This window comes from Kitasatospora sp. NPDC002227 (assembly GCF_040296285.1).
Classification (GTDB): Bacteria; Actinomycetota; Actinomycetes; order Streptomycetales; family Streptomycetaceae; genus Kitasatospora.
The window spans coordinates 14,234-40,080 of record NZ_JBEOWY010000059.1; the positions used below are offsets into that span (position 1 = coordinate 14,234).

General features: G+C 72.2%; 41 protein-coding genes. 33 read left to right on the forward strand and 8 right to left on the reverse strand.

Going from position 1 to position 25,847, the window contains the following annotated elements; all coding sequences use genetic code 11:
* The first annotated feature begins 179 nt into the window (after window positions 1–179).
* The 30 genes from ABT095_RS33635 (at window position 180) to ABT095_RS33780 (ending at window position 16,858) form a co-directional block, all read left to right on the forward strand.
* Window positions 180–1,196, forward strand: coding sequence for a hypothetical protein (locus ABT095_RS33635; RefSeq protein ID WP_350533358.1), 1,017 nt, complete (start codon window positions 180–182; stop codon window positions 1,194–1,196).
* 6 nt (window positions 1,197–1,202) lie between these two features.
* On the forward strand, window positions 1,203–1,457 hold the full coding sequence (locus ABT095_RS33640; RefSeq protein ID WP_350533359.1) for a hypothetical protein: 255 nt from the start codon (window positions 1,203–1,205) through the stop codon (window positions 1,455–1,457).
* A gap of 24 nt (window positions 1,458–1,481) precedes the next feature.
* A complete protein-coding gene (locus ABT095_RS33645; RefSeq protein ID WP_350533360.1) occupies window positions 1,482–1,787 on the forward strand; it encodes a hypothetical protein in 306 nt (101 codons plus the stop codon).
* Window positions 1,788–1,812: 25 nt separating this feature from the next.
* Window positions 1,813–2,004, forward strand: coding sequence for a hypothetical protein (locus tag ABT095_RS33650; RefSeq protein ID WP_350533361.1), 192 nt, complete (start codon window positions 1,813–1,815; stop codon window positions 2,002–2,004).
* A 119-nt stretch (window positions 2,005–2,123) separates the two neighbouring features.
* Window positions 2,124–2,333, forward strand: coding sequence for a hypothetical protein (locus tag ABT095_RS33655; RefSeq protein ID WP_350533362.1), 210 nt, complete (start codon window positions 2,124–2,126; stop codon window positions 2,331–2,333).
* Window positions 2,334–2,453: 120 nt separating this feature from the next.
* Window positions 2,454–2,693 (forward strand): hypothetical protein, encoded by a 240-nt coding sequence (locus tag ABT095_RS33660; protein ID WP_350533363.1) that lies wholly within the window; start codon window positions 2,454–2,456, stop codon window positions 2,691–2,693.
* A gap of 14 nt (window positions 2,694–2,707) precedes the next feature.
* Entirely contained in the window at window positions 2,708–2,920 is a 213-nt protein-coding gene (locus tag ABT095_RS33665; RefSeq protein ID WP_350533364.1) for a hypothetical protein, read from the forward strand.
* Between the two features lie 103 nt (window positions 2,921–3,023).
* The gene (locus ABT095_RS33670) at window positions 3,024–3,602 is read left to right on the forward strand and encodes a hypothetical protein (protein WP_350533365.1); all 579 of its coding nucleotides are present in this window, start codon (window positions 3,024–3,026) and stop codon (window positions 3,600–3,602) included.
* 91 nt (window positions 3,603–3,693) lie between these two features.
* Window positions 3,694–4,134: a DUF6251 family protein gene (locus tag ABT095_RS33675; RefSeq protein WP_350533366.1), complete on the forward strand. Its 441-nt coding sequence runs from the start codon at window positions 3,694–3,696 to the stop codon at window positions 4,132–4,134.
* Between the two features lie 91 nt (window positions 4,135–4,225).
* Entirely contained in the window at window positions 4,226–4,939 is a 714-nt protein-coding gene (locus ABT095_RS33680; protein WP_350533367.1) for a hypothetical protein, read from the forward strand.
* A 90-nt stretch (window positions 4,940–5,029) separates the two neighbouring features.
* Window positions 5,030–5,566, forward strand: a complete 537-nt coding sequence (locus ABT095_RS33685) for a hypothetical protein (RefSeq protein WP_350533368.1) — start codon at window positions 5,030–5,032, stop codon at window positions 5,564–5,566.
* Window positions 5,567–5,643: 77 nt separating this feature from the next.
* The gene (locus ABT095_RS33690; protein ID WP_350533369.1) at window positions 5,644–5,841 is read left to right on the forward strand and encodes a hypothetical protein; all 198 of its coding nucleotides are present in this window, start codon (window positions 5,644–5,646) and stop codon (window positions 5,839–5,841) included.
* Between the two features lie 203 nt (window positions 5,842–6,044).
* Window positions 6,045–6,626 carry a hypothetical protein gene (locus ABT095_RS33695; RefSeq protein ID WP_350533370.1) on the forward strand — a complete coding sequence of 194 codons (582 nt, stop codon included), beginning with the start codon at window positions 6,045–6,047 and terminating at the stop codon, window positions 6,624–6,626.
* 73 nt (window positions 6,627–6,699) lie between these two features.
* Complete coding sequence (locus ABT095_RS33700; protein ID WP_350533371.1) at window positions 6,700–7,662, forward strand: DUF6919 domain-containing protein; 963 nt, start codon at window positions 6,700–6,702, stop codon at window positions 7,660–7,662.
* 99 nt (window positions 7,663–7,761) lie between these two features.
* Complete coding sequence (locus tag ABT095_RS33705; protein ID WP_350533372.1) at window positions 7,762–8,463, forward strand: GGDEF domain-containing protein; 702 nt, start codon at window positions 7,762–7,764, stop codon at window positions 8,461–8,463.
* On the forward strand, window positions 8,463–9,287 hold the full coding sequence (locus tag ABT095_RS33710) for an Lsr2 family DNA-binding protein (RefSeq protein WP_350533373.1): 825 nt from the start codon (window positions 8,463–8,465) through the stop codon (window positions 9,285–9,287). The genes ABT095_RS33705 and ABT095_RS33710 overlap by 1 nt, the downstream gene beginning before the upstream one ends.
* Before the next feature lie 16 nt (window positions 9,288–9,303).
* Window positions 9,304–9,657 carry a hypothetical protein gene (locus ABT095_RS33715; RefSeq protein ID WP_350533374.1) on the forward strand — a complete coding sequence of 118 codons (354 nt, stop codon included), beginning with the start codon at window positions 9,304–9,306 and terminating at the stop codon, window positions 9,655–9,657.
* A gap of 10 nt (window positions 9,658–9,667) precedes the next feature.
* Window positions 9,668–10,021 (forward strand): hypothetical protein, encoded by a 354-nt coding sequence (locus tag ABT095_RS33720; RefSeq protein WP_350533375.1) that lies wholly within the window; start codon window positions 9,668–9,670, stop codon window positions 10,019–10,021.
* Between the two features lie 138 nt (window positions 10,022–10,159).
* Window positions 10,160–10,696: a hypothetical protein gene (locus ABT095_RS33725; RefSeq protein WP_350533376.1), complete on the forward strand. Its 537-nt coding sequence runs from the start codon at window positions 10,160–10,162 to the stop codon at window positions 10,694–10,696.
* A gap of 9 nt (window positions 10,697–10,705) precedes the next feature.
* Window positions 10,706–11,266: a hypothetical protein gene (locus tag ABT095_RS33730; protein ID WP_350533377.1), complete on the forward strand. Its 561-nt coding sequence runs from the start codon at window positions 10,706–10,708 to the stop codon at window positions 11,264–11,266.
* A gap of 73 nt (window positions 11,267–11,339) precedes the next feature.
* A complete protein-coding gene (locus ABT095_RS33735; RefSeq protein ID WP_350533378.1) occupies window positions 11,340–11,570 on the forward strand; it encodes a hypothetical protein in 231 nt (76 codons plus the stop codon).
* A 3-nt stretch (window positions 11,571–11,573) separates the two neighbouring features.
* Window positions 11,574–12,224, forward strand: coding sequence for a hypothetical protein (locus ABT095_RS38930; RefSeq protein WP_502885113.1), 651 nt, complete (start codon window positions 11,574–11,576; stop codon window positions 12,222–12,224).
* Between the two features lie 125 nt (window positions 12,225–12,349).
* Complete coding sequence (locus ABT095_RS33745; RefSeq protein ID WP_350533379.1) at window positions 12,350–13,036, forward strand: hypothetical protein; 687 nt, start codon at window positions 12,350–12,352, stop codon at window positions 13,034–13,036.
* A gap of 13 nt (window positions 13,037–13,049) precedes the next feature.
* Window positions 13,050–13,532 carry a hypothetical protein gene (locus ABT095_RS33750; RefSeq protein WP_350533380.1) on the forward strand — a complete coding sequence of 161 codons (483 nt, stop codon included), beginning with the start codon at window positions 13,050–13,052 and terminating at the stop codon, window positions 13,530–13,532.
* The gene (locus ABT095_RS33755) at window positions 13,532–13,825 is read left to right on the forward strand and encodes a hypothetical protein (RefSeq protein WP_350533381.1); all 294 of its coding nucleotides are present in this window, start codon (window positions 13,532–13,534) and stop codon (window positions 13,823–13,825) included. The genes ABT095_RS33750 and ABT095_RS33755 overlap by 1 nt, the downstream gene beginning before the upstream one ends.
* The gene (locus tag ABT095_RS33760) at window positions 13,822–14,253 is read left to right on the forward strand and encodes a hypothetical protein (protein ID WP_350533382.1); all 432 of its coding nucleotides are present in this window, start codon (window positions 13,822–13,824) and stop codon (window positions 14,251–14,253) included. Before ABT095_RS33755 ends, ABT095_RS33760 begins: the two co-directional genes overlap by 4 nt.
* A 38-nt stretch (window positions 14,254–14,291) precedes the next feature.
* Complete coding sequence (locus ABT095_RS33765; protein WP_350533383.1) at window positions 14,292–14,591, forward strand: hypothetical protein; 300 nt, start codon at window positions 14,292–14,294, stop codon at window positions 14,589–14,591.
* Complete coding sequence (locus ABT095_RS33770; protein WP_350533384.1) at window positions 14,584–14,850, forward strand: hypothetical protein; 267 nt, start codon at window positions 14,584–14,586, stop codon at window positions 14,848–14,850. The genes ABT095_RS33765 and ABT095_RS33770 overlap by 8 nt, the downstream gene beginning before the upstream one ends.
* 758 nt (window positions 14,851–15,608) lie before the next feature.
* A complete protein-coding gene (locus ABT095_RS33775) occupies window positions 15,609–16,541 on the forward strand; it encodes a ParA family protein (RefSeq protein WP_350533385.1) in 933 nt (310 codons plus the stop codon).
* Window positions 16,542–16,546: 5 nt separating this feature from the next.
* Window positions 16,547–16,858, forward strand: coding sequence for a ParB family protein (locus ABT095_RS33780; protein ID WP_350533401.1), 312 nt, complete (start codon window positions 16,547–16,549; stop codon window positions 16,856–16,858).
* Window positions 16,859–16,919: 61 nt separating this feature from the next.
* Here ABT095_RS33780 and ABT095_RS33785 read toward each other — a convergent pair whose 3' ends face one another.
* Window positions 16,920–17,654 carry a hypothetical protein gene (locus tag ABT095_RS33785; RefSeq protein WP_350533386.1) on the reverse strand — a complete coding sequence of 245 codons (735 nt, stop codon included), beginning with the start codon at window positions 17,652–17,654 and terminating at the stop codon, window positions 16,920–16,922.
* A gap of 159 nt (window positions 17,655–17,813) precedes the next feature.
* Here ABT095_RS33785 and ABT095_RS33790 point away from each other — a divergent pair, with 159 nt between their 5' ends.
* Together ABT095_RS33790 and ABT095_RS33795 are read left to right on the forward strand one after the other, a co-directional pair.
* On the forward strand, window positions 17,814–18,200 hold the full coding sequence (locus ABT095_RS33790) for a hypothetical protein (RefSeq protein ID WP_350533387.1): 387 nt from the start codon (window positions 17,814–17,816) through the stop codon (window positions 18,198–18,200).
* A gap of 112 nt (window positions 18,201–18,312) precedes the next feature.
* Window positions 18,313–19,170: a plasmid pRiA4b ORF-3 family protein gene (locus ABT095_RS33795; protein WP_350533388.1), complete on the forward strand. Its 858-nt coding sequence runs from the start codon at window positions 18,313–18,315 to the stop codon at window positions 19,168–19,170.
* Between the two features lie 168 nt (window positions 19,171–19,338).
* Here ABT095_RS33795 and ABT095_RS33800 read toward each other — a convergent pair whose 3' ends face one another.
* Both ABT095_RS33800 and ABT095_RS33805 read right to left on the reverse strand, forming a co-directional pair.
* Entirely contained in the window at window positions 19,339–19,620 is a 282-nt protein-coding gene (locus ABT095_RS33800) for a hypothetical protein (protein WP_350533389.1), read from the reverse strand.
* 634 nt (window positions 19,621–20,254) lie between these two features.
* Window positions 20,255–20,791: a hypothetical protein gene (locus tag ABT095_RS33805; protein WP_350533390.1), complete on the reverse strand. Its 537-nt coding sequence runs from the start codon at window positions 20,789–20,791 to the stop codon at window positions 20,255–20,257.
* Window positions 20,792–20,929: 138 nt separating this feature from the next.
* On the opposite strand from ABT095_RS33805, the gene ABT095_RS33810 reads away from it, so the two are divergent.
* Window positions 20,930–22,024 carry a tyrosine-type recombinase/integrase gene (locus ABT095_RS33810; protein WP_350533391.1) on the forward strand — a complete coding sequence of 365 codons (1,095 nt, stop codon included), beginning with the start codon at window positions 20,930–20,932 and terminating at the stop codon, window positions 22,022–22,024.
* A 75-nt stretch (window positions 22,025–22,099) separates the two neighbouring features.
* Here the strand turns inward: ABT095_RS33810 and ABT095_RS33815 are convergent, their stop codons facing one another.
* The 5 genes from ABT095_RS33815 to ABT095_RS33835 all read right to left on the reverse strand — a co-directional run bounded on the left by ABT095_RS33815 (window position 22,100) and on the right by ABT095_RS33835 (window position 25,624).
* Complete coding sequence (locus ABT095_RS33815) at window positions 22,100–22,504, reverse strand: hypothetical protein (protein ID WP_350533392.1); 405 nt, start codon at window positions 22,502–22,504, stop codon at window positions 22,100–22,102.
* Between the two features lie 317 nt (window positions 22,505–22,821).
* A complete protein-coding gene (locus ABT095_RS33820; protein WP_350533393.1) occupies window positions 22,822–23,550 on the reverse strand; it encodes an NUDIX domain-containing protein in 729 nt (242 codons plus the stop codon).
* Between the two features lie 38 nt (window positions 23,551–23,588).
* Window positions 23,589–24,056: a hypothetical protein gene (locus tag ABT095_RS33825; protein WP_350533394.1), complete on the reverse strand. Its 468-nt coding sequence runs from the start codon at window positions 24,054–24,056 to the stop codon at window positions 23,589–23,591.
* Window positions 24,057–24,230: 174 nt separating this feature from the next.
* On the reverse strand, window positions 24,231–25,094 hold the full coding sequence (locus ABT095_RS33830) for a phosphoadenosine phosphosulfate reductase domain-containing protein (protein ID WP_350533395.1): 864 nt from the start codon (window positions 25,092–25,094) through the stop codon (window positions 24,231–24,233).
* A gap of 104 nt (window positions 25,095–25,198) precedes the next feature.
* The gene (locus ABT095_RS33835; protein ID WP_350533396.1) at window positions 25,199–25,624 is read right to left on the reverse strand and encodes a RapZ C-terminal domain-containing protein; all 426 of its coding nucleotides are present in this window, start codon (window positions 25,622–25,624) and stop codon (window positions 25,199–25,201) included.
* Window positions 25,625–25,847: the final 223 nt, after the last annotated feature.

Genomic DNA, 25,847 nt, shown 5'->3' on the forward strand with positions numbered 1-25,847 from the left:
GAAACACGCAGGTCAGCGGGGCGGAACCGGCCCGGAACAGGCCGGAACACGCCCCGCTGACCAGGGAACACGTTCCGCCCGCCGACCCCGTGTTCCTCCCCTGTTCCGCCCCGCTGACCTGCGGCTTTGTCGCTGTTCCCTGCCCTGTTCCCGCCCGAAAGATCACGAAAGGTCCGATTATGCGAGACGACCGGCCGACCTACCCCGACCCGCTCAACGGGCGGCACCGGATCTTGTCCGAGCGTGCGTTCCGGTACCTGGAGGAGGACCTGGAGCTCGAGCTGGGCCTGTTCGCCAACCCGATGGACCGCTGGGTCCAACAGGTCCTCGCCTGCCCGGTCTGCGAGGTGGCCGAGGGCCTGGAGCTCACTTTGATCGAGTTCACCGAGGCCGAGGTGTGGGTGCGCTGCCCGGACCAGCACGAGTGGTCCGAACCGCGCCTGAACCGGGCTCACTTCGTCGAGTACAGCCGGTTCCGGTTCATGCCCGACCCCGACCCCGAGTCGGCCTGGCTGACCGAGGCCGGGTACGGCGAGGAGCCCCCGCCGCCGGTCGACAAGTGGGCCGAGGGCCGGGAGGCCGCCGTCTTCCTCACCAAATACTTCGCCAAGAAGGCGAAGCGGAAGATCAAGGCGCAGACCACCGGCCGGGCCAAGAAGGCGCTGCGGCGCACTCGCCGCAAGGCGAAGAAGGCGGTGATCGGCGGCGCCCGGGCGGCCGGCCGGGCGCTGCGCGGCAACCGCGAGCGCCCGGACCGGAGCGCCGGCCCCGAGGACGAGCTGCTCGACGACGACCAGGAGCTCGGCGGCGAGGAGGAGTTCGAGATCCCCTCGTACGCCAAGTACCGCAAGGCGATGGGCATCCCCGCGCCGACCAGGGGCGGCCCGCGGTGCCTGGTCTGCTCCGACAGCGGCCGGATCACCGCCCCCGGTGTCGACATCCCCTGCTCGGAGTGCCGCCCCGGCGCCGGGCGCAGCCGCAAGAACGCCTCGCGCACCACCCGGGTCAGCGGCCCGGGCGTGTACGCCGAGGGCGACCTCGACGCCTCGGTGGCCAACACCGGCGGCGGCCTGCCGCCGCTGGACCTCGCCGCCGCCAGGCCGCGCAGCGGCTACCGCATCGACGGCGTCCGCGCCGGCGGCCGGATCACCGGCCGGGTGCAGAGCACCACCGCCCCCACCAGCAGCAAGGAGTGATGACCCATGCCCGCCACCCCCCACCTGGCCCACCTCGCCGCCGCCGGCGCGCAGGCCGCCGCCCCGCAGCAGTTCCACATCTCCGTCGTGGTCTTCCTCGGCCTGATCGTCCTGCTCCTGGTCTGGAAGGCCGGCCACAAGTGGTGGCACGCGCTGCTCGCCCTCTTCCTGGGCCTGTCCCTGTCCGGAACGACGCTGGGCAACGCCGCCAACGGCCTGATGGGCGACATCGTCGGCGCGATCGGCTCCATCCACATCTGATCACCCGCCAGGAAAGGACCCGCCGTGATCGCCACCGCCGCCCGCGCGGACCACCACCGCCACTACGCCGACACCGCCCGCGTCACCAGCCGCGACGGCGAGATCGACTACATCGCCGTCGAGCGGTGCCTCAACGACGAGCCGGTCCAGGGCCTGACCGAGACCGAGCAGCGGTACGCGGCCGGCCTGCTGCACGCGCGCCAGACCCCGATCGCGGTCATCGCCCGCCGAGTCGGCGTCGGCGAGTCCCGGGTGAAGACCTGGCTCGGCCTGCACAAGAAGCCCGCCGCGCGCAGCCACAACCGCGGTGCCGCCGACCGGCGGCACTGACCAACCGATTTCAGAGGTCTCCTGATTGAGCGTCCGATTCGTCATCTCCGACCCGCCGCCGCCGACCTGGTGGGCCAAGAACAAGGTCGTGGTCAGCTCCATAGCCGGCGTGCTGCTCGGCCTGTGGTTCGGCGGAGGGTTCACCGGATCGCAGGCTGCCACCTGCCCCACCGTGAACCCCTCGCCGACGGCCACCAGCAGTCCGACCGGCCACTGACCAGCGGATACGAAAACTCTGCCAACTAAATGTTGGCCAACACTAGACAGGCCAACAATAAGTTGGCATTCTGAATGTGTCGGGCCCACCAGGGGTCGGCCACCAGGAAGGAAGACTCCGTGGACACCGCATCGCAGATCCCCGCCGCAGCCCAGATCAACCTGACCGTGTCCTGCTCCACCAAGGCCGGCTGGCGTCTGCGGGCCGAGCAGCACTACGAGGCCGCCGTGCGTCAGCACACCTCGGGAGACGTGAACCCCGAGTACACCCGCAACGAGATTCTGCTCGCCGAGCTCTGCCTCAAGCGCGCCGAGACCGCCCAGAGCTGACTGCGCCCCGGGGCGGCCGCCTCGCCGGCAAGCATCGTCGGCCGCCCCGGGCCTTCCGACCCGCTCCAAACCGGAGCAGGGGGGAGAACCCATCGTCCCTGAACCGAACAGGAGCACCAAGTGAGCGCCACTGACAAGGAAGCCGCCGCCCGGAAGAAGGGGGAGGCCAAGCAGCGCCTGGCCGAGGCGAAGGAGAAGCGGGAGAAGTCCAGGGACGCGGCGGACCGCGAGTTCTGGCTCGCCGTCAAGGCCGAGATCGACGCCGGGAACCTGCGCCAGACCGACGCGGTCGACGCGACCGGCTACGGCCGCGAGTACATCCGCAAGTCGCTCAAGGAACTGACCGACAGCACCGACTGAAAGGAGACCGTCCGGTGGACCTCACGCCGTACGAAGGCGAGTCCTGGCTTCACAAGCCCGGCAAGGACATGACCGAGGAGGAGCTGATCCGGGCCGCCGTGGCCCACGACGAGCAGGGCGAGTACCGGCACGCCGAGATCTACATGAACCTCCGCATCCGCCGCTTCATGGACCCGACCTGGGACCCGGACGGCATCCACGGAACCGAGGCACCGACCGCCTGCTGACGGCCCGCCGTGCCGCCCGACCCCGTCGCAGCCAGCGGGGGGCCCGGGCGGTGCGGGGGACCGGACAGTCCGGCCCGCTCCACCCGCCACACCAGGGGGTTCCGTGAGCACCACCACCCCGCCGGCCCCGGCGGCCGCGAAGAAGACGGCGGTCAAGAAGGCCACCGCCCCGGCCAAGAAGGCCACCGCGAAGAAGGCCGCGGCGAAGAAGACCACCGCCCCGGCCAGGACTCCCGCGAAGAAGGCCGCCGCACCAGCGCGGCCTGCGAAGAAGACGGTCCCGGCGCAGCGCACCAGCGCCAAGCCCGCCGCCAAGAAGAAGGCCCTGGCGAAGAAGACCCCGGCCAAGACCATCGGCGCCAGGGCGATGCGCGCGGCGAAGTTCGCCTGGGAGCACCCGGTCCTCGCGCTGGTCGGTACCACGGCCGTCGCCGGGACCGTGCTCTACCGGGGCGCCCTGCGCCCCGCCGGCAAGGTTCTGGCCTTCACCGGCCGGGGCCTGGCCGCCGCTGGCTCCTGGGCCTGGGACACCGGGACGGCGTACGTCATCCGACGCCGCCGCTCCGCCAAGCCCCTGACCGGCGGCAAGCACGCCCACTGCCAGCGATGCAAGGGCACCGGGACGCTCCCGCGTCACGACGCCCACGGCCGGTTCCTCGGCTCCATCACCTGCACGGGCTGACGGATCGCCGTGCTGCATCGGACCCACTCGGGCCGGTGCGGTGCGGGGGACCGGACAGACCGGCTCACCCCCGCCAGATCGGAGAACGCCAATGGCCGACCACTACGTCCCGGTGCCCTACCCCGGCCACCAGGTCCAGCCGGCCGCCGCCTACTACCCGGCCCAGAGCCCGTACGGCACCCAGCTGCAGGGCGTCGTCCAGCAGCCCGGCCAGATGCCGTACTACGCGGCCCCGCCGCAGATCATCGTCATGCAGCAGCCGCAGCAGGCCAGCGAGCTCGGCCCGATCACCCTGCGTCTGGTCCTCGCGGCCGGCGCCGGGGCCGGGGCGGTCGCCGCCCTGGTCATCCTCGGCCCGATGCTGATCAGCCTTCTGCAGACCCTGGCCATCACCGGCCTGGTCATCGCGGTCATCGCCGTGATGGTCATGCGCAGCTTCAACGAGTACAAGACCGGCCGCGAGGCCGGGGCGGCGGCCAAGGCCGGCGCCGCGCTCGCCAAGCGCCGCTCCCGCAGGACGCCCCGCGCCTGACGGATCGCCGTGCTGCACCGGACCCCGGAACTCCGGGGCCGCTGCGGCGCGGGGGACCGGACAGTCCGGCCCGCTCCAGAAGCGAGGAACCGTGACCCACCACCTCACCACCCGCACCTACCGCACCCGCTCCATGGCCGCCATCCTGCTGGACAGCGTGGGCGACGCCTTCGACGTCATCGGGGCCTGGCTCGCCGCGGCCGTCGTGCTCGCCCACTTCGTCCCGCTCGGCGGTCACCCCGACCTCACCAAGGTCAGCCTGGGGGTCGCCACCTTCGTCGCGATGGGGTGCCTGGGCACCGGCTACGCGCTGCGCGCCTTCCTGGGCGCGCTGGCCGACCTGGTCGCCCCCGAGCGCGACGCCTTCGACGAGCTCATCACCGCCAGCTTCAAGGCCCACGAGTTCGACAGCACCGATCTCGGCGTCTACGAGAAGGAGTTCGACAACGAGGACGGCTACGACCTGGAGGACACCGACTGGGCGATCGAGGCGGCGGTCGCCCTCGGGCAGCTGCGCATCGACCTCAAGCAGCCCGAAGCCGACCTGGACGGGCTCCTGGCCGGTGTGCGCGGCGGCCACCTGGTCCGCGAGATCCACGACGTCATCTACCTGGCCGCCGACCGGTACGCCGAGCGCGACGGCGACCAGTACGACGCCGACCAGGCACGCGAGTTGCGCGAGACGGCCTGCTACCTCGACATGGCCTCGCTCTCCCTCGGCGACAAGGCCACGTTCAAGGAGGAAGAGGCGCCGGCGCTCACCGCCACCGCGCAGTACAGCGGCGACGACGAGCTCACGTTCTGACTTCGCCCCGGGGCGACCGCTACAGCTGGCCGGCCTACCGGCCGCCCCGGGCTCTCCCATTCCGCAAGACGCGACAGGAAGGGCTTCATCATGACCGACACCGCCACCCGGGACCAGGAGGCCACCGCCCCGGCCTGGCTGCAGGCGGCCGAGCAGGAGTACGCCCGGCTCGGCGGCCCCGGCCGCCCCGGCCGAGAGGAGCTCCAGCGCCAGGCCGACGAGGTCAACAACCTGCTCGCCCGGCTCGGCATCACCCCCATCACCCCGGCCCGCCCCGGCGACGGCAAGCTGATCGCCGCTCAGCTCCTCGAGCACGACGCCGACCGCGAGCTCTGGGGCGTGGACGCAACCCACGACGGATGGAACGTCGTCCTGGAAGCCATGAACTGGGAGGACGAGCTCGACGTGAGCACCGGCCCGGTGCTCACGAACCTCGCCACCGTGGTCCACGTCCACCGCCACGGCGACCCCCAGTCCAAGCCCCGGCGCAGCCTGCACGACGAGGCCCTGCACATCGCCGACAGCCTCGCCGACGACCCGCACGCGCTCGGCAACCCCGTCGCCGAGCAACTGCGCGGCCTCACCCTCGCGGTGCTGCACCTGGCCGGCGCCGTCGTCGAGGACTGACCCCGGCCGGGAGAGAACGCCCAGCACAACCCACATCAGACCTATTGCCCCCAACAGGCCCAACCTTGGAGACAACCATGACCTTCAACGCAGGCGACCAGGTCCTGATCGTCAGCTGCGCGGACGACCCGCGCGCGGTCGGCCGGACCGGCGAGATCGTGGACGAGGTCCCTCCGGGCCCGCTCACCGAGGGCCGCTGGACCGTCCGCAAGGTCGGCTGGCTCATCGGCAACGTCCTGTGCCACACGCACGAGCTCGCCCACGCGGACCGCTGACCGCCCTCCGCTCGGCCCGCCCGTCTTCGCCGGCGGGCCGAGCCGCACTGACCGCCGGTCCCATTGCCCCCAACAGGTCCGCGTAGAGACCCCGCCATCTAGCCAACTAAATGTTGGCCAACTATAGACAGGCCAACAAAAAGTTGGCATATTGGGAGTGCGGGGCCGCCCGGCCCCCGCACCGCCGGGAGGGGAACACCGCGATGACCGACACGACCGCACGCCCCGCGCTCACCGTCACCACCGAGGTGATCCCCTCCTGGCGCACCGACCTGGCCGCCGACCCGGTCCGCCACTGGGCCGGCCCCGTCGCCGAGGCCGTCGAACGCCTCGCCGGGGCGCTGCCGCCGGTGCGGATCGTCATCACCGGCCGCGCGGCCGGCGCCTGGATCGCCACCCAGGCCGAGGCCCGGGCGGTGGGCGGCGCCTCGCTGCGCAGCCGCCTGGGCAAGGCGCTGGCCACCTGGCGCGGCGCGCGGGCCCACGACGCGCAGGCGATGACCCTCCTGGGCGAGGGCGACGAGGTCCTGGTCGTGCTCTTCGCCCCCGACCTGCTCGCCGCCGGCGAGACCAACCTGATCGAGACGCTGGGCCACGAGCTCGTCCACGCCGCCCAGCTGAACCGCCCCGGCCGCCGCCAGTCCCGGCTGGCCGACCTGCGGGGCAACTACGGCCTGCTCGAGCGCCCGATCGCCGACAGCTACCGCGCCGAGGCGGCGGTGTGCCTGGAGGAGGCGGAGGCCCACGAGCTGGAGCCCGCCATCCTGGCCGCCGTCCGCGCCTGACCGGCCGTCACGGGCCGCCCGGCAGCGGCCCCCGCCACACCAAGCCCGCGAACCACCTGGCCAGGAGGCCGACGTGTTCAAGCTGCACCTGATGATGTCCTCCGCGGACCGGCGCCGCTGGCGTTCGGTGCGCACCGCCGCCGACCTCGGCGAGCTGACCGCCCAGTGGCTGGAGGGCCGCCTCGCCTCCCGCCCCGGCTACGCCCCTGGCTACGGACCGGACAGCGAGACCACCGACAGCCCGGACCTGCTCGCGGCCCTTCTGCTGTGCAACCGGTCCGGGTTCGTCACCGAGTCGAGCCAGCCCGGCTTCGAGGGCATCGGTGCCGACGGCCGCTTCTGGAACCAGCGCGCCGCCGTCAGCGGCTTCACCAACGACCCCCACGTGCGCAACCTGCTGCGCGCCGTGGCCGAACACCACGGCCTGCTGATCAACGAGTACCGGTACACCTACGTCGGCCCGCGCTCGGAGGCGATCGTCGCCACCACACGCGACGGCGAGCCGTACACCGAGTTCGGCCGTGTGCTGAGCCCGTCGGACGTCCGACGGATCTGGTCCGGTGCCGGCCGCGAGGCCGTCCACGCGATGACCAGGGCCTGGCAGATCACCCTCGCCGACCCGAACTTCGGCGACTGGCACCTGCTGTGGCAGGCGCTGACCGAGGCCTTCACCGGCCCCTCGTCCTGCCCGCGCTGCGGCTGCACCCCCTACGAGCCCTGCCGCGACGGCTGCTACCTGACCACCCACGGCGCCGAGACGCTGTGCGGTGCCTGCGCCTACGGCCGCCCCGGCATCGACGCGCCCGACGACTTCGGCGACGACGACCAGGGCGACGAGGACGAGAGCGACTTCGACTTCGACGACGAGCCGCGCGAGTGCGGCCTGTGCGGCGCCCCGTACTACCACGCCGGCCGGTACTGCAGCTTCGGCTGCGAGGAGGCCGACGCCCCCGGCCCGGCCGCCCCCGCCGAGGAGCCCACCGCCCCGGCCCCGTACACGCACGACGACCCCTGGGCCTCCCCCACCTGGGGCTGAGCCCCCGTCATCTCGCAGCGCGGGGCGACCGCATCCCTACCAAGGCCCGGCCGCCCCGCCACCTCATCCCGCAATCCAGCAAGGAGAGGAACCACCACGATGGCACTCGCACCCGCCGAACTGATAGAGCGCGCCCACCGCCACCTCGAGGCCCACGCCAACACCTGGCGCTCCGAGCTGGACGAGGACGCCGGCCCCCGCGCCGCCTGGTACATCCACCACGACCTGGCCGCCCTGCTCCCGCTCTTCCAGGAGCTGCTCGCCGACCGGGACCGGCTCGTCGCCCGGCTGCAGATCGGCCGCCGCGACCCGCTCACCGGCCTGGCCACCCGCGAGGGCTGGACGGAGCGCGCCGAGCAGCTCCTCGCCGCCGGCCCCGCCACGGTCGTGTTCATCGACCTCGACGAGTTCAAGCCCGTCAACGACCGGCACGGCCACGCGGCAGGCGATGCGGTGCTGACCGTCATCGCCCGCCGCCTCGCCGACTGGTGCGGTGCGACCGGTGAAGCCGGACGCCTCGGCGGGGACGAGTTCGTCGCCGTGGTCCCCGACACCGGGGACGACCTCGCCGAGCGCGTGACGAAACTGCGTGACGTTCTCTCCAGGCCCGTCGACTTCGGTGGCCGCGTGCTGAGGGTCGGCGCGTCGGTCGGCGCAGCGAACGTCGCCGACCTTGTCGTGCCGACCCTGTCCGCCGCGCTCAAGGCCGCCGACACCGAGATGTACCGGGCCAAGCGGCGCGGCCGGCGGGGACGGCGCTGGCCCACCCCGCTCCACCTCGCTCCGCGCAGGGTCGCCTGATGCCCGCCGCCGAGCGGGACAAGTCGATCCCGACCCGCACCATCACCGCCGACGACCAGCGCGCCACCGCGCTGGTGTGCGCCGGCAACGCGGCCGACGCCGCCGACCTGCGCCTGCTCCTGGACGTCCTCGGCATCGTCCCCGGCGCCGCCCCCAACACCCCCAACAGGTCCATCAGGTCCAATGCCGCCGCCCGGCGGCCGGAACCCAAGGAAGTGCCCATGGCCACCAGCCCCTCCGCCTACACCGCCGTCGCGCTGTCGATGCACGGCGACGGCCACGACGCCCAGGAGATCGCCGACGTGCTGGGCATCCCGCTCGGCGATGTCCAGCAGCTCCTCGGCGCCGACCAGGCCGCCTCGACCACCCCGTCCGACGACCTGACCGTCCTCGACACCGCCACGCTCGTGACCCCGGCGGTGGAGAACGTCACCAGCGACCAGGTCCTCAACGAGCTCCTCGCCTGGGCCGCCACCCACCAGGACAAGGCGATCCGCGAGCACGGCACCTCCGTCCGCGCCAGCATCGCCGCTCTGCGCGGGAGGCACGAGCGCGACGACGAGCTGCGCGCCGCCCAGGTCCAGATCGACCGCCTGGAGGAGCAGCTGCAGGCCCTGCGCGGTCGGGTCGCCGAGCTCCAGCCCGAGCAGAACACCACCTCCCGCAAGAAGCAGCGGGACTACGACCCGAAGGTGGTGCGGGCCTGGGCCGCCGCCAACGACGTCGAGGTCGCCCCGGCCGGCGTCGTGCCGGGCCACGTGGTCGACGCCTGGCGCAAGGCCACCACCGCCCCGGCCGCCGGCGGCCACGGCCTCGCGGCCTGAGCCAGCGGCGCCCACCGTGCCGATCCGTCCGGAGAACCGCGCCCGGTACCCGGCCGACTGGCCGGAGATCTCCCGCGCGATCAAGGAACGCGGCGGCTGGCAGTGCGAATGCCTGGGCGAATGCGGCCGGGGAACCCACCCCGGCCGCTGCCCGAACCGCCACAACCAGCCCGCGTACGGCACCGGCTCCACCGTCGTGCTGACGACAGCTCACCTGAACCACACGCCCGAGGACTGCCGACCGGAGAACCTGCGAGCGATGTGCCAGGGCTGCCACCTGCACTACGACCGGGAGCACCACAAGGAAACCGCGGCGGCCACCCGCCGGGCCGCCCGTGAGGCGGCCGGCCAGCTCGCCTTCGATCTCTGAGGAGAAGTTCGTGTCCACAGCCCTCGACCCCACCGAGCTGGTCCGCCATGCGCAGCTCGCCCTCACGGCCGCGCAGGCCGCCGGCGCGGTCCTGGCCGACCACCCCGAGCTGCCGGTTCAGCGGATGCACGCCACTGGCGTCGACGCCGACGGGAACCCCGGGGCCTTCCTGGAGATCCAGCTGGACGACGACGCGGAGGCCGTCACGGAGTGGGCCGCCAAGACCGGCGCGACGGTCACCGTGGCCCCGTTCTTCCGCCGGGCCGAGCACATCGCCAGCGTCACCCTGCACGACGTCGCCGTGCACGTCACGGCCTTCGTCGACACGGACGACCCCGAGGACGACGACGACCTCTACTGCTGACCGGCGGACCGAACAGGCCGTCACCTTCACCACCCACCTCTCCGGCATTCGCCTTTTCGGCCCGTTGGACCCAATGCCCCTGTTGGGTCCAACGGGCCGGATTTCCCCGCCTCCGTTTCCGAGCCTGGAAGGGCATCCATGGACCTCCCCGCCATCACCACTCCCTTCGCCGTGAGCGTCAACTCGCTCGGCGAGCCCGTCGAAGAGCTCTGGCGCCCCGACCCGGCCAACCGGCAGGACCTGATCGACCACGCCTTCGAAATCCCCTACGGCCTGCCCGTCACCTGGCTCCAGAACGACCAGGGCGAGGAGATCGCCTTCATGGCGCTCGGCCACCACGGCCGCAGCTGGCGCCGCCTGGTCGCCACCGCCAACCGGCACATGCGCCGCGAGTACGGCTGGGCCAACCTCCTGGACGACACCACGCCCTGCGTGCTGACCAGCCTGCGCCGCCTCACCGAGACCTGGGTCGCCTTCGCGATCCCGCTCGACCACAGCGAGAACCTCGGCTGCCCGGACGAGGCGGTCTGGAACCTCACCTGGACCCAGGCCGACGACCCGAGCGCCGTCCCGGTCACCCTGCTCGACCTCACCGCCGCCCTGGACAACCCCGACCGCCTGCGCCGCCAGATCGCCCACCTCAAGGCCCAGCTCGACGCCCTGACCAGCCGGTAGGAGGACACGGTGGCGAACCCGAAGAAGGTTGGCCCGGCCCGCGAACTCCTCGAGGCCGGCCTGAGCAACAGCGCCATCGCCCGCCAGCTCCACATGGACAAGCGCGACGTCGCCCAGCTCCGCTCCGAGATGGGCCTGCCCAACATCCCCGCCCAGCCGCTGACAGTGGAGCAGAAGTGGCGCGAGCGCACGGCGCCGCTGCCCGGCGGCCACCTGGAGTGGACCGGCGAGCGCGCGACCGGTAGCGGCACCCCGGTCCTGCGGCACTCCGGCCAGGCCTACACCGCCGCCCGGATCGCCTACCGGATCCAGCACGGCACCGACCCGGTCGGCCACGCCGCCCCGGGCTGCGGCCGGCAGCACTGCGTCGCCCCCGAGCACATCGACGACACTGCCCGCCGCCAGCGCGACCGCGCCGCGCTGCGGATCGTCCTGGGCAGCCCGGATCGGCCCACCCACTGCCGCCACGGCCACGACCAGGCCGAGCACGGCCAGTTCCTCCCCGACGGTCGCGCGTACTGCACGCGGTGCGTCGCCGACCGCAAGCGGCAGACCACCGCCGTCTGCTGACCTCCGAACCCGACACCGCACACCCGCCAGACCTGTTAGACCCAACAGGACCAACCAGGAAGGACGTGCGCTTATGGCGCGCACCACCGCAGCCATCTACCCCCGCCACCCGGACAAGAGCCGCTGCCGGCACCGGCTGACCAGCCGCGGCAAGGCGACCGTCGACGAGTGCGCCGGCCGCGGCGACTACGCCGCCGACTGCTCCAACTGCGGCGAGACCCTGGACAACAGCCTGAAGGTCGTCCTGGAGATGGTGATCGGGCGTCACCTGCGCGAGCACACCGCCACGACCACGGAGGCCTGAGCGATGCCCTACTCCCCCGACACCGGCGACCTGCTGCCGCCCATCGTCACGATCTGCGGCAGCACTCGATTCTGGCAGCACATGGCCCAGGCGGCCCTGCAGGAGACCGCCGCCGGCCGCATGGTCCTGGCCCCCGGCGTCGACATGCGCCAGCAGCACGCGCTGTGGAGCGACCCGGCCACCGCCGAGGAGCTCAAGGCCAGGCTCGACGCCCTGCACCTGGCCAAGATCGGCACCGCCGACGAGGTCCTGGTCGTCACTGACGAGGAGCTCTACCTCGGCGAGTCGACCCGCAGGGAGGTGCTCTTCGCCGAGGCGATCGACGTCCCGGTCCGCTACTGGGTGGCCGGCCGCGGCCGGATCGGCGAGAGCACCATCCGCCCCACCCGAGCCGCCGCGCAGTGGAAGAGCACCTTCGGCCAGCTCGCCAAAGCGGCACCGGCCGGTGCGCGCCGCGTGGACCTGCTCGCCCTGGCCGCCGCCGACCTGGCGGTCGCCGAGCACGGCTTCACCGCGACACTCGCCGACCTGCAGCACGCCGCCCGAAAGCACCTCGGCGTCGGCGCCGACCTCCCGGCCGACCGGGCCGCGGCGGCGCTCGCCACCCGCACCGAGGGCACCTCGACCACCGGCTTCCTCCTCGACGAGGAGTAGCACCCTCGCCAGCGCACCAGCCGAGTTTCCGCAGACCAGACCCACCTGTCAGCCCAACCCGCAAAGATGGCCGTCGGGGGCCGCCTACTGGTGGCCCCCGACCACGTTCACGGAAGGTCGCACTCATGAGCGACAGCAGCCCCGGCATGACCACCGTCCTGCTCCCCGACACCGAGAGCTGGCTCTACCCGTTCACCGCCCTGGAGGAGCCGCTGCTCCTGCAGCTGCGCCCGCTGCCCGACGTCGACCCGGAGGAGCAGTGGCAGATCCCGCCGACGCTGGACGGCGCAGCCGTCTACGAGGCGTGGTCGCGGATCCTGGGCGCGCTGCCGACGGCGCTGCGCGAGCGGGCCTGGGCCAAGACGTACGACCCGCAGCCCGGCGAGCTCAAGCTCTACGCCCCCGACGGCAAGTACGAGCACGCCGCGCTCTACGCCGCCACGATCGCCCGGGCCGACGTCGACCAGCTCGCCAACCTTCTCGGCCACCTGCGCCAGGCGCTGGCCGGCGACCCCGGAGCCGGCGACCTCGAGCAGATCCTCGAGGACACCGCCGACTTCCGCAGCGGCCACCTCCGGGACGTGAGCGTCGAGGACGTCGTCCAGTCCGTCGCCGCAGCCGTCTCCGTGCTGCAGCAGCAGCCCGACGCGGACACCGGGCTCCTCCTGGCCGTGGTCGAGCCTGCCGAGCCCGGCGCCCGGATCGTCCTCACCGACGAGCAGGAGCAGGCCTACCAGCGCGTCATCCACCGCTTCATCGCCAACACCGCAACGTCCAACCTGGACGCCGCACTCACCCGCTACACCGTCTGAAAGGCCCACACCAGTGACCACCGCACCCGACCCCCGCTCGCTCACCCCGGACACCCTGCGCGAGGCCGTCATGGCCGGCACCAAGTTCTCCGGCGGCGACACCCGCCGCGCCGCGATGCACCTGCTGACGTACACCGGCTTGCTCGACCGCGGCGACGTTGCCCAGCACGTCCACCTGCGCTACGAGACCGACACCGACGGCCTGGAGGTGCTCGTCGGCCACGTCGACCTCGACGCGCTCGCCGAGGACAAGGGCATCTACCTGACCGGCGGCGACGAGCGGTTCCTCACCCTCGCCCGCTCCTACGCCTGCGGCGAGCCCGTGGTCCTGGGCGACTTCCTCAACGTCCTCGGCCACGCGCACGCCCGCCGCGCGATCGAGGCGTACATCATCAGCCTCGGCATGGAGGGCTGGTACCAGCTGCAGGACGGCGCCGCCCTCGAGGAGCACCGCGCCTTCACGGCCTCGCTCTTCGGCACCGGGAAAGAGGCCTGATGAACCTCACCGAACTCGAGGAGAAGTTCCCGGACCACGCCGCCACCTGGCGCGCGGCCGGGATCGACCTCTCCGACGACACCACCGACCGCGCGGTCCGCCTGCACCACCAGGGCGAGCCGATCGGCATCATCCGCGACAGCGACCGCTTCCCCGACCGGTTCGAGTACTGCGCGCTGATCACCGAGGTCTGGCCGGTGCCGTTCCCGGCCGGGTTCATGCCGGACGACCCGTTCAAGGCGCTGGCCAGCGAGCGCGAACGCTGGCTGCCGAAGGGAGAGAACCACCGGTGACCGCGGCATCCCTCCTCGCGCTCTACGCCCGCTGCCCGGCCTGCGACCTGGTCGGCCCGCCCGAGTCCGCCGACTACGCCGTCACCCCGGACAGCACCGTCGACTGGACCTCCCCCCGGGGACCGGAGATCCGGTGCGGGGAGTGCGGCCACCTGCACACCATCACCGAGGACGACGTCCTGGCCTTCGACGCCGAGCACGCCTGCACCCGCTGCCAGCACGCCACCGCCTGCCCGGCCTCCGCCGCCCGCGTCCAGTGCGGGGAGTGCGGCCTGGTCGGCTTCGGCCCCGCCAGCAGCAACGAGGTGCTCCGCGCGCTGACCACCGACACCGAACAGTTGCGCCGCCTCCAGCAGCGCCAGCAGATCCAGACCGTGAAGGCCCTGGCGGGTCTCACCGCCACCCGCACCGGACGGGCCGAGCGGTGAGCGCCCCGGCTACCGTGGCTGGCAGGAGGTACACCGCCATGAGCGTTCAGCCCGTACACCACCAGCCCGAGGACCGGGTGCCGCGCACCCCGGACGGCATCGCGGCAGCCCTGCGCGGCGACCGCAGGATGGCGTTCTACCGGGAGCTCGGCCAAGCCGAGATCGGCCAGGAGGTCGAGCAGGTGCTGATCACCTGGTGGTGCGAGGCGATGCTCGACACCGACCCGGAGCAGGACCGGATCATCGCGGCGGCCCGCGCCGGCACCCTGCCCACCAGCAGCATGGAGGAGGTCTTCCGGCGCCGCCGCGAGCGGGGCGGGGAGATGCCGGGTGAGTGAGGACGACCTGTGGCCGGTTGAAGCCTCCGACGCGGTACAGGACGCACTCGAGGACCCGGCTCTGTCCGCCGAGCTGTTCAGCGCGGTGGTCGCGCTCACGGTCGCAATCGCCGAAGACCCGTGGCTGGAGAACAGCACCGCTCGTGACAGCGCCGGCGACTGGCGAAGGCTGCCGATCCCGGGCGGGCGCGGACTGGTCGAGTACGTCATCGACGAGAAGAACCACGCAGTGCGGCTGACGAGGATCATCCCTCTCTGAGCCGAGCATGACGAACGCCCCCGGCAGGGAAAGTGCCGGGGGCGTTCGTCATGTCAGCGTACGGTCGCCGCCGGACGACAGCGGTACCGCAGGCGCGGAGCAAGCTATCGCGTGGGGCTGCCCTACGGCCTCCCCACGCGCTTCGGCCCGGCCCCAGGGGTGGCAGGGCTGCTGCGGGACCGAGGGCGGCCCCACAGCTCTATACGGCCCGATCCGTGCGGCCCGCGCCTGGGCCGAGAGGCCGCCGTGTGGGCCGCTGGTCCAGCGAGGCCGGCTCCGCCAGCTCCCGGTCCGCCGGGCCGTCCACGCTCTGCCCGCCGAACAACGCTCCGCTCCACGGGTCACGCGGGCCGGATCGAACCTCCTGTGGGTCGGTCCGGGGTCCGGTCCACAGCACTCGCCTTGTCTGATGATCTGTCACCGGCTCATCCTGCCCGACCGGACAAGGCCGGCGGTTCAGACCGCCATCCGGCCGGGTGCCGGGCGCCATCAGCGCGGCGTGAAGTCGTACTCGTCGTCGTCCCAGCCAGGCCGGCCCGCATCGTCGCTCAGCTCCAGGAGCAGCTCCTGGAGCTCGTCCTCGGTGAGCTCATCGTCCATGCCGCCATGATGGCCCGTCAGCGACCGATCTTCCGTCACGTAGCACGAGGCCGCGACGAAACGCCGAGAACGGTGGCATTGGCCCCGTTGACCCCGTTAGGTCCAATACCGTCGTGGGCGTCCGTCCAGCACGCCGCCCGAGACGAGGAGACCCGCCCGTGCCACCCAACCTGTCGACCCTGGTGCCCCTGCCCGGTCAACGCCAAGGCCTCGAGGTCGTGAGCGCCTGGGACCTGACGATCCCGTACCAGCAGTTCCGGCCCCAGCACCTGATCCCGCCGACCCTGGCGACGCAGTTGCCCGGAAAGCCGGCGCCCCACCGGGTCTACGTCGTCATCAACCAGAAAGGCGGCGCCGGCAAGACCACCACGGCCATGGAGCTCGCCGCGGTCTGGGTCTCGCTGGGCTACGTGGTCCGAGTCATCGACGCGGACCACCAGGCCTCGATCAGCAGCTGGCTGCAGCCGCTGTACCCGGAGGACCTCGCCCCGGGCGACCGGCGCGAGCTGACCGACGTGTTCTACGGCCGGTGCACGCTGGACCAGGCGACCTACTACACCCGCTACGAGAACCTCTACATCGTGCCTTCCACGGGGGAACTCGCCCTGGTCGACCTCGACCCCCGCGTGGGCAAGGACAACGCACTGCGGAAGGCCATCGCCGCGAGCCAGGCCCCGATCGACATCACCATCATCGACTCGCCCCCGGCGCTCGGGAAGCTGAGCGTGAACGGCCTGACCGCCGCCCACCAGGCGCTGGTACCACTCAAGGTCGGGGCCCTCGACACCCGGGGCCTGACCAAGCTGCGCGACACCATCCGGGCCGTCCAGGAGGACACGAACCCGGAGCTGGTCGTCCAGGCGGCCTTCCTGACCGCCTGGAAGAAGAGCGAGTACGCCCGGACCGTCGCCGAGCGGGTGCGCGCCGACTACCCCGAGGCCGCCTGCTTCACCGTCCGGGAATCCGTCAAGACCGCCGAGGCCCCCGACCACTTCAAGCCGGTGCGCGAGTTCGACCCCGCAGGCACCACCGCCGCCGACTACGACCAGGTGGGCCGCATCCTGCTGGCCCCCAAGGAGGTGACCGCGTGACCGGCATGCCCTTCGGCAACCCCAGCACCAGCGGGGTGCTGAACAAGCTGCTCGGCAGCTCCCTGCCCGAGCAGAGCGGGAAGAAGGAGAAGATCCCCGCGTACATCTCGGTGGAGGACCTGGACCGGCTGCGCAACACCGTGGTCGCCCTGCAGCGCAACCCCGAGGTCGCCGAGCCGCCGGTGTCGCTGAGCGCGTTCGTCGCCGCCGCCGTGATGCTCGCCGTCGAGGAGGCCGAGGAGACCTACAACCATGGCCGGCCGTTCCCGGCCCGGCCCAACGCGAAGCTCAAGACCGGCCCGCCGATCCAGAGCTGAGCACGTCAGAGCCTGTTGCCCCCGTTGGACCCAACGGGGGCAACAGGCTTGTTGGACCCGCTCAGAACAGCGGCGTCGGGCCTGGATCCGGCACCGCCTTCGGCACCTCGGCGTCCGCGCCGCGACCGGCTCGATCCACGGCAGCGCGCACCAGGTCGCCGGTCGTCAGGATCAGCGCCCGCAGCCGCTCCCGCTCCTCCAAGGCATCGGCCGGCGCAGCACGACGCCCCGCCGCGGCGAGCAGCGCCAGCGGCCCGGGCACCCCGTTGCGCTCGGCCTCGCGCAGCGCGGCCTCCGGACCGTCGCCCCACCTCAGCTCCCACGCGCGCAGCTGCTCGTACACCTCGGCGCTCGTCCAGTACGCCGCCCGCCGCACCGTCGTCGCCAGCTCCACGTCGACGGTGACGGCCAGGCGCTCGGGGAAGCCGCCTTCGCCGATCTGGCGGCCGTGCCGGCGCGGGCTGACGCCGAGCCGCCGCCCGGGCGCGTCGACCTCGCCCCTGGGCGGCTCCGGCCACTCCTGGTCCAGGCCGCGCGCCTTCAGCTCCGCCCGCAGCGCCCGGGCCATCACCAGGTCGCGGGTGCCGGCCAGCTTCCCGGCCGCCCGAAGCGTTGCGTGCCGCCGACGAATCTCGCGCCGCTCCGAAGCGGCCTGCCGCTTGCTCAGCCCGGCCAGGACCTCGCGGGCCTTGGCGAGCCAGGCCTCGTCCTTGGCCCGCTCCGCCTCGACCCGCGCGTTGAGCAAGGCGAGTGGCTCGGTGTCCACGCCCACGACGAACTGCGCCCCATCAGCCATGGGCCTGATCTAACTAGATATCCCGCCCGACAGGGCGGACCGGGTGACACCCGACCACCGCTTCGGGTGAGTCCCCCGCCAAACGCCCCGACAGCGGCAGACTGGACGTAGGCCCAGCACGACCAGGCCGGGCCGCTTTCCGAGAGACGGAGTCCGGGCATGACGACGACGGCGCACACCAGCGGCCCCGAGCTCGCCGACCGTCTGCTGCAGGACGTCGGCAACGAGTCGGTCATCGCCGCGGTGAAGCTGCTCGGCGCGCACCGGGACGGCTTCTGGCTCAGGGAGCTCCTGGACCCGGCCTCGCCCGCACACGCCGCCGTCAACGCCGTAGACGTCCTCGAGGGTGGCCAGCCGTGGATCGACTGGCACATCGTTGACGAGCTCCTGGAGAGCAGGAAGCTGAAGCAGTCCTCCAGCGAGCTGGCGGTGCTCGCCGTCGCGGCCTCCATCGCCGGACCACACCGCGTGAACCTGGCCCGGGTCCTTCGGGCTGTCGACGAAGACGAGCTCAGCCTGGTGGTCACCGCCCTCACCGAGGCGTAGACCGGGCTGGACCTATTGGGTCCAACAGGGGCAACAGCCCCGATGGTGCTTCCGTGACGCCTTGCCCCGCGTGACGGAACCACGCCGACCGCCGGAACGCTACGGTGCCCGGGTGAACGGGAGCGTGCACCAGTTGAAGGTGACTCTGCAGGAGGTCCAGCCGACCGTGTGGCGCCGGGTCCACGTGCCGTCGACCACCACGCTGTACGGCCTGCACGCGGTGCTCCAGGTCGCCATGGGCTGGGAGGACTACCACCTGTGGAGCTTTTGGATCCGAGGCCGCGAGTACGGCCCCGAGGAGCGCAGCCCCTGGGGCGTCACGCTCGGCCGGCTCCTTCCCGAAGCCGGCGCGACCGCCGGATACACCTACGACTTCGGCGACCACTGGCAACACACGGTCGAGGTCGAGAAGGTCCACCGCCCCGCACCACACACCGCGTACCCGCGCTGCTCCGCCGGCCGCAGGGCCTGCCCACCGGAAGACAGCGGCGGCCCCGAGGGCTACTACGACACCCTCAAGGTGCTGCGCTCCCGCAAGGGCTGGCGCTACTGGGAGCTGCGGGAGAACGGACTCGGGAAGTACGACCCGGCCGCCTTCGACCTCGACTTCGTCAACCGTGAGCTGTCCGACGACCCGAAGGACTGCCGCTATCAGCTTCCCGCCCCGTGGTCCGTGCCAGCCACCGAGCCCACGGCACCCACCGCTGGTCAAGGCGTTGACCAGCCGCAGGACGACCCAGCCGAGGACACCATCCCCGGCCCCGTCCATCCGCTGACCCTCGCCACCGACCAGGCCGCCCAGGCGGTCCGCGACGCGCTGCAGGCCGTGGACGTCGCGCGGGCGAACCTCGCCGAGGCCCTGCGCCAGGAGCAGGCGGCCACGGGGGTCTCCGCCAACGAGCTCGCCAAGCGCATGAACGGGGCCATGTCCCGCCCCCTGGTCCTCAAGGCCCTCGACCCGAACCCGTGACCCGGGCCGAGGGCGCCCGCCCGCAAGGAGAAAGATCTACCTAGATAAACCGGGCCTTCTCTGCTGAGAGGTTCTGTCACGCGGGGCAGCGCCGTGACATAAGTGCCGCTCCCCTCCTCCCGGACGTCCCTCGCCTGCGGCGGGGGCCGGCGCTGAAACCGGCAGGCGTCAGCCGGTACGGACGACGGTGTCGCAGGTTGGACAGATCCGGCCGGTCCAGCGGGGCGGGTACCAGCGTTGGCCGGGCCCGGACGGTTGCCAGTGCTCCAGCAGCATCGCGGCGGTGTCGCGCCCGCACACCGTGGTGGGGCCGGGATCGCCGGGGACGTCCGGATCGCTCGGCGCCGCGTGGACCTGGCGGACCGCTGACGGCTCCACCGGCTCTTCGCTCGCCAGGATCACCCGGGCGTCCGCGGGCTCCATCAACTCCAGGACCACGATGACGGCCATGGGTCCACGGTGCGCCGCGGTGGCCGCCGTCGCACCTGCAGCCGGGCCGGGCCGTAACTGTCCAAAACGGCGATTGGGACAGTTACCTATGAGGACAGTTATCGCCCCCTCCGGCGGTGCTGCAAGCACCACGGTCGTGGCGTCGTCCCGCTCGCCGCCCCGGCGACCGCGGTCCGCGTCTTCCGCATGCCTTGCTCGTTGAACCGGTATGAGTAGCACTCCTCCCGGCCCCACCGCTCCGGACACCGAACCGTGGCTCCGGGAAGCGTGGCCCCGGGCTGTCGCCCGGATGCCCGAGGCGGACCAACCGGTGCTGGCCCGCTTGCGGCCCCTGTTCACGCTGGGCAGCACCGTGGTACTCGAAGCGGCCGACCGGGAAGCGAGGACAGCCATCGAAGACAGCGACTGGAGCACCGGCCTGTACCCGCGCCTGGTCGCTGCCCTACAGGCGGAGGCCGGCGACGCCCACCCCGTCGCCGAACTTGGCACCACACTTCGGCGGCCCGGGCCGCCTCGCTGAGCATGGAAGGCCCAACACCGGGTTGGCTCGGTCGAACGCCCTTGGTGTGCACGGACTCGACGGGTTCGAGCGGCGCGGCCGGGGTGGTCAAGACGTTGACCACCCCGGCCAACATCAGCACCGGGCGCAGGGAGTGAACAGGCCGCAGGACTTGGTGAAGCTGTGCAGCCCGTCCGGGGCTTGGCAGGCGGCGCCGAGGTCACACTCCTGGGCGGCGTCATCGTGCTCGGTTGCCATGCCGGGGCAGATGACCAGCTGCTCGTGCGCCTCGTCGCGCTGGTGGTCGCACCAGCTGCAGGACAGCTCGGGCAGGGAGTGCTCGTAGCGGTCGGCGAAGGTGCAGAACTGGAGTGCCTCGGGGACGTGCAGCACGGCGAGCTCCCCGGGGCAGCCGGCCTTGCACTCGTAGCGGCCGTCCTCGTGGATGAACAGCGGGCCGCCGCAGGCCGGTCCGTTCGGCCAGGTCTTGTTGAGCTCGAGGTACCGCTGCATCAGGGAAGGCACGAGGGCCTGGACCGGATCGGGCAGCTGGGCCCAGAGCGCGGGCTGCTTCACGACGTCGCCGACGCTGCTGAACCGGTCGCGCTCCGGGAGCCGGGGACGTGGGCGGGGCATCTCCCCGCGCAGCCGCCTGAGTCTGGCCTGTCCCATGGTGCTGTCCTCCGGTCTCGACGACGTCGCGGTCGGCCGGTGAACGAGCTGGTGGGACGTGAGTGACTCGGGCTCGCCCGTGTGGGTGAACGCCCCTCCACCAGCGCATAACGTGAATTATGCGTTAGCGTTGCTGGCATGACTGAGGCTCAGCAGCTGCCCGCTCTCCGCCCCTCCCAGGCCCTCTCGCGGCCGACTGCGACGGTCGGCGAGGAGATCCTGAACTTCCTGCGCGCCGAGCTCGGCACCGTGCGGCTCGGGCGCAAGCGCACGGACCCGGTCCGCTGGCGGATCGAGCTCATGGCGGAGCTGTGCGACCGCGATACCTTTCAGGCCGTCATGTCCTGGCTCTCCTCCGGCAAGCGCCAGTCCCAGAACACCCGCCGGGCGTACTGCGACGACATCCGGTTCTGGGCCGCCTTCGCCGCCGAGCTCGGCACCGCCCCCTTCTCCCTGGGCTGCCTGGCCTACGAGGACGTCACCGCCTGGCGGCTGCTGCAGGAGGCCCGCGGCGGCTCCGACCGCTCGGTTGCCCGCCGGCTGTCCTCCCTGTCCTCGCTGCACGCCTACGCCGCCCGACGCGGCATCGCCTGCACCAACCCGGTCGACTCCGAGGACCACCGGCCCACCATCGACCGGCACGACACCTCCACCGCCACGCCGGTGCTGGAGGTCGACGAGCTGCAGGCCGTGGTGGAGGCCTCCGACGACGAGCGCGACGCCCTGGTCGTCACCCAGCTCTACACCCTGGCCGGCCGGGTCACCGAGATGTGCGCCCTCGACGTCGACAAGCGCGTGGTGCGCGGCCGGCGCGCCTTCCTCGACCTCAACCGCAAGGGCTCCAAGGACCGGCTGCTGCCGCTGTCCCCGACCGTCGACGAGCTCCTGGAGCTCCACGTCGGCGAGCGCACCACCGGCCCGCTGCTGCTCGACGCGTCCGGTCAACGCCTTGACCGGCACGACGTCGACCGGATGCTCACCCGGCTCGGCAAGCGCGCCGGCGTCCTGCCCGGCCGCGACGTCACCCCGCACGTCCTGCGGGCGAGCCGGATCACGCACATGATCGACGCGAAGGAACCGCTCGCCGAGATCCAGGCCTTCGCCGACCACTCCGACCCGGCCACCACGATCGGCTACTTCACCCGCCGCAAGGCCGGCGAGCGCAATGCCCGCCTGGTCGACGACACCGAGGCCCTGTTCACCCAGATCACCGCCCGCTGGGTCCACCGCTGATGAGCCGGCGGCCCTGGGCAGCAGTAGGCCCGTTGGACCCAACAGGTCCAACGGGCCTACTGGCGTTGGGACCGCTCAGTCCTGGAGCCACGCCTGGCCGGGGGCCGAGCGGGGGCCGCGCCAGTTCGGGAGGCTGTAGCGGGTGGCCAGCGTCCACGCGGTGCGGGTGGCGTCCTCCACCCAGGCGTAGCCGGCGGCCGGGATGCCGTGGGCGCCCCTGAGACTCTTGGTGATCTGCTCCTCGGTGATGTAGCCGTTGCCGCGGCCGAGGTACTTCAAGACGTAGACCGCCAGGTAGTCCACGTCTTTCGGGTAGGCCCGACCGGTGAGCACCGCGCGGAGCCGGAACGCGAACTTCTTGCCGATGGCCAGGGGTTCCTCGCCCCAGAAGTCCGTCTCGTCCGGGCTCGGGAGCATGTCGATCAGGTCGACCAGGTGGGCGAGGTCGGCATCGTCGGCCAGGGTGATGGTGTCGCGCACGGGATTCCCCTCCATGTGGTGGCCGCCCCTCGGCTGGCCATAGTCCAGTTCCTGCCCACAGCTGGAGAACGTCAGCCCCGCGCCCTGGGCAAGGTGGATGCGTCACGCCCGCCATCGCGTTACGGAACCGGACTCCCGGATAACTTCGGTTTATCTAGGTAGATGTGACCGAGGTCAGCTGACCGCCCGCCGCTGCCCTCCGGAGCGGGTGGCGTGGGGTCCGGGGAGGGTCATGAGGGTGGGGGCGGGTGCACGACGATCGGCTCGGCACCTGTGTGCGGTGCCGAGCCGATGGCTGTTGCTGGTGGGTCGTCGGGTTACTGCTGGGCGAGGTGGGCGAGGGCGCGGGCGATCAGGGGCCGGTGTGCGGCGTACAGGGTGCGGCCGGCGGCGGTGATGGCGGTCTCCAGGGCGGCCATCGAGCCCGCCGGGTACCAGGTGGCGTCCAGGGCGTCGTCGGCGGCCGTCGCGGCGACGGTGGCAGGCAGGACGAACAGGGCCGAGGTGCTCGCCACCCAGGCGTGGTCCGACTGGCGGTGGTCGTCCACCAGGTCCCGGCCCAGGATGACCGGCTGGTGGCTGCTCAGATCCACGCCGGTCTCCTCCCGCAGCTCGCGCACCAGCGCCTGCGGGGCGGTCTCGCCGTTGTCGTCCACCATTCCGCCGGGGATCGCCTCCTGGTGGATGTCGTCCCGGGTGATCAGCAGGATTCGCCGGTCCGGGCCGGTGCCCGCGATCACGATCGGGTCGGCGGCGGCGTTCTCCCCCCACTTGCCGAGGTTGCGGCCGGTGCGGCCGGTCCGGCCGAGGGGGTGCAGTGGCCAGCCCCGCCCGTCGAGCTCGAACGGCACGAGTGCGCGGGCCTGGCGCTGCTGCAAGTCGTGCACCTCGGTCGGCGTGGGGGCCGCCTCCGCCCAGCCGGGCACCTGGCGGGCCAGTGCCGAGGGCTGGAGCTCGGGCGGGGTGACGTCCGTGGGCGTGTACTGCGGCCAGCTCGTCGACCAGCTGCGTCGTCCGGCGGGGATGCTCTCGGTGATCTCGTTCATCGTGGATCTCCTGGTCTCGTGATGGGTTCGACAGGGGCTCAGCGGGCGGCGATCGCGGCGGCGACGGTCTCGAACAGGTGGTGGTAGCTCTGGTCGAGCGCGTACGCGCCGTTCATGCCGTGGTCGGCCAGGCCGTAGAAGGGCGCCTTGCCGACCTTCCCGGCGAGGCACTTGAGCGGCCGGCGCCTGTCCGCGACGTAGTGCGTGACCCCGGAGACGGCGAGCGCCGCCAGGACGTGGCGCGGCTTGAGGGCCAGGCCGAGCACCTTGTTGCCGACCGCGAGGGCCAGGCCCTGGGTGGCGACGTAGGAGGCGACGTGCGCCGCGCAGGCCTTCCGGCCCTCGGCGGAGGTGTGGGCGTGGCCCTGCGCGTCCGTGTCGCCGTCGTGCCAGCCCTTGTTCGCTGCCTGGTGCGTGGACTGCACCCAGTGGTCCGCGACAGCGGCCGAGACGCGCAGCAGGGCGTAGGTGGCGGCGAAGCGGACGGCAATGGTGTTGTTCGACATGATGGAGCTCTCTCTTCTCGTGGTTGCGGGTTGGGAGCTCCGGGGCGGCCGGTCAGCTTGCCGGCAGGACGGCCGCCCCGGGAGGTGCTGGTTCGAGAGTGCCGACGGGGCGTCAGGGCGTCTGCGTCATCCTTGGCAGAGCGGGCGTGACGCTGGTCTCAGCGGCGTGGGGGTTCAGGCCGCCAGGGCGAGGTTGCGGCGCAGGGCGCTGCCGTCGGAGACCATCGGCAGCGGTCCGAGGCGTTCGGCCTCCGCGACGATCTCGGCCATGGACAGGCCCATCTTGAAGGTGTGGCCGAGGCGCTGTTCGAGTGCCAGGTACTCGGCGGCTTTCGCCGGGCGGAGTCGGGCGGCGGTCACCAGGTCGGCGCGGGACGCCAGGATGCAGAAGCTGCACGACAGTCGGGTCATGCCGGAGTCGTACGCCGGGTGGTAGTCGACGCCGCTGTCCGCGATGCGCTGCCAGACGTCGCGGTCAGACCAGTCGAGGATCGGGTGCCAGGTCAGGACGGTGCGGCGTCCGCTCGTCGCTGCCGGGTCGATCGCCGTGGCCAGCCTCTTGGCCCTCGCCGACGATTCGGCGGCGCGCAGGCCGAGGCCGTTGACGACGAACGCGGGGCGGTCGAGGTCGAGTTCCGTGACCAGCTCGGTGATGAGCTTGCGCGCCGGTCCCCGCTTCTGGTCACTCGTACAGAATTTGGCTGATGACGAAGGCCAGGCCGGGGCGGTGCTGCCCTTCGCCCGGAGCGTGTGGTGCCGTTCCTCGATCTGCTGCAGCAGGCCGCCCTGTTCGCGGTGGCGGACCTCGAACCGCAGGCCGTAGTGCTCCGCCTGGCGGCGGGCGAGCTCCCGGGTGCCGGGCCACTCGACGTCGCCGAGGTCGCAGTGCAGGACGGTGATGCGGTCGCGGACTCCGGCCTTGTCGGCGAGCTCGACCGCCCAGTCGAGCATCGCCTGGGAGTCTTTGCCGGCGGAGGAGTTCAGCAGGATGACGTCGGCCGTCGAGAGGTCGACGCCGGCGGACATGGCTGCGGGCATAGAGGAGCTTCCCTTCTCGGGGTTGCGGGTTGGGAGCTCCGGGGCGGCCGGTCAGCTTGCCGGCAGGACGGCCGCCCCGGAAGTGTGCGCGGGGTGAGGCGGTCTCAGCGGTCGACGACCGCGAGCTCGATGTCGCGGTGCGCGACCTCGACGCTCAGGCCGAGCGCGGTCAGCGCGGCGGCGAGTTCCAGGGCCACCGAACCGGCGCGGTGGCGACCGCCGGCGCATCCCGAGGCGACCTTCACCTGGTACTGCGCGGCGCTCGGGCCGGTGCGGTAGGCGAGCACCGCGGCAACGGTGGCGGCCACCAGCTGCGGGATGCCGGGGGTGCTGCGCACCGCCTCGCGGACCTCCTCGTCCAGCGCGGTGAGGTAGCGCAGGGCCGGGTTGACGTGCGGGTCGCGGAAGTGGCGGCGCAGGTCGAGGGTGATGTCCTGGTCGGCGGGCGGGGCGTCGTGCAGGTAGCCGAAGGAGGTGATCACCACGTCCGGGGTGGTGGTCTCGGTCTCGGTGGTCGCGGTGTCCGACACGGCTGTGTCCCTTCCCCTTGGTTGGCCGGTCCGGTTGGCCCGACACATTCAGAATGCCAACTTTTAGTTGGCCTGTCTAGTGTTGGCCAACATTTAGTTGGCTACGTTGTTCGTGGCGCCCCGCCGGCCCTGTTGCCCCTGTCAGTCCCAACAGGCCTAACCCCCTCCCGCACCCCCAGGGCAGGACACCCCGGCGGGGCCACCGGCCGCCCGGGGAACGGGA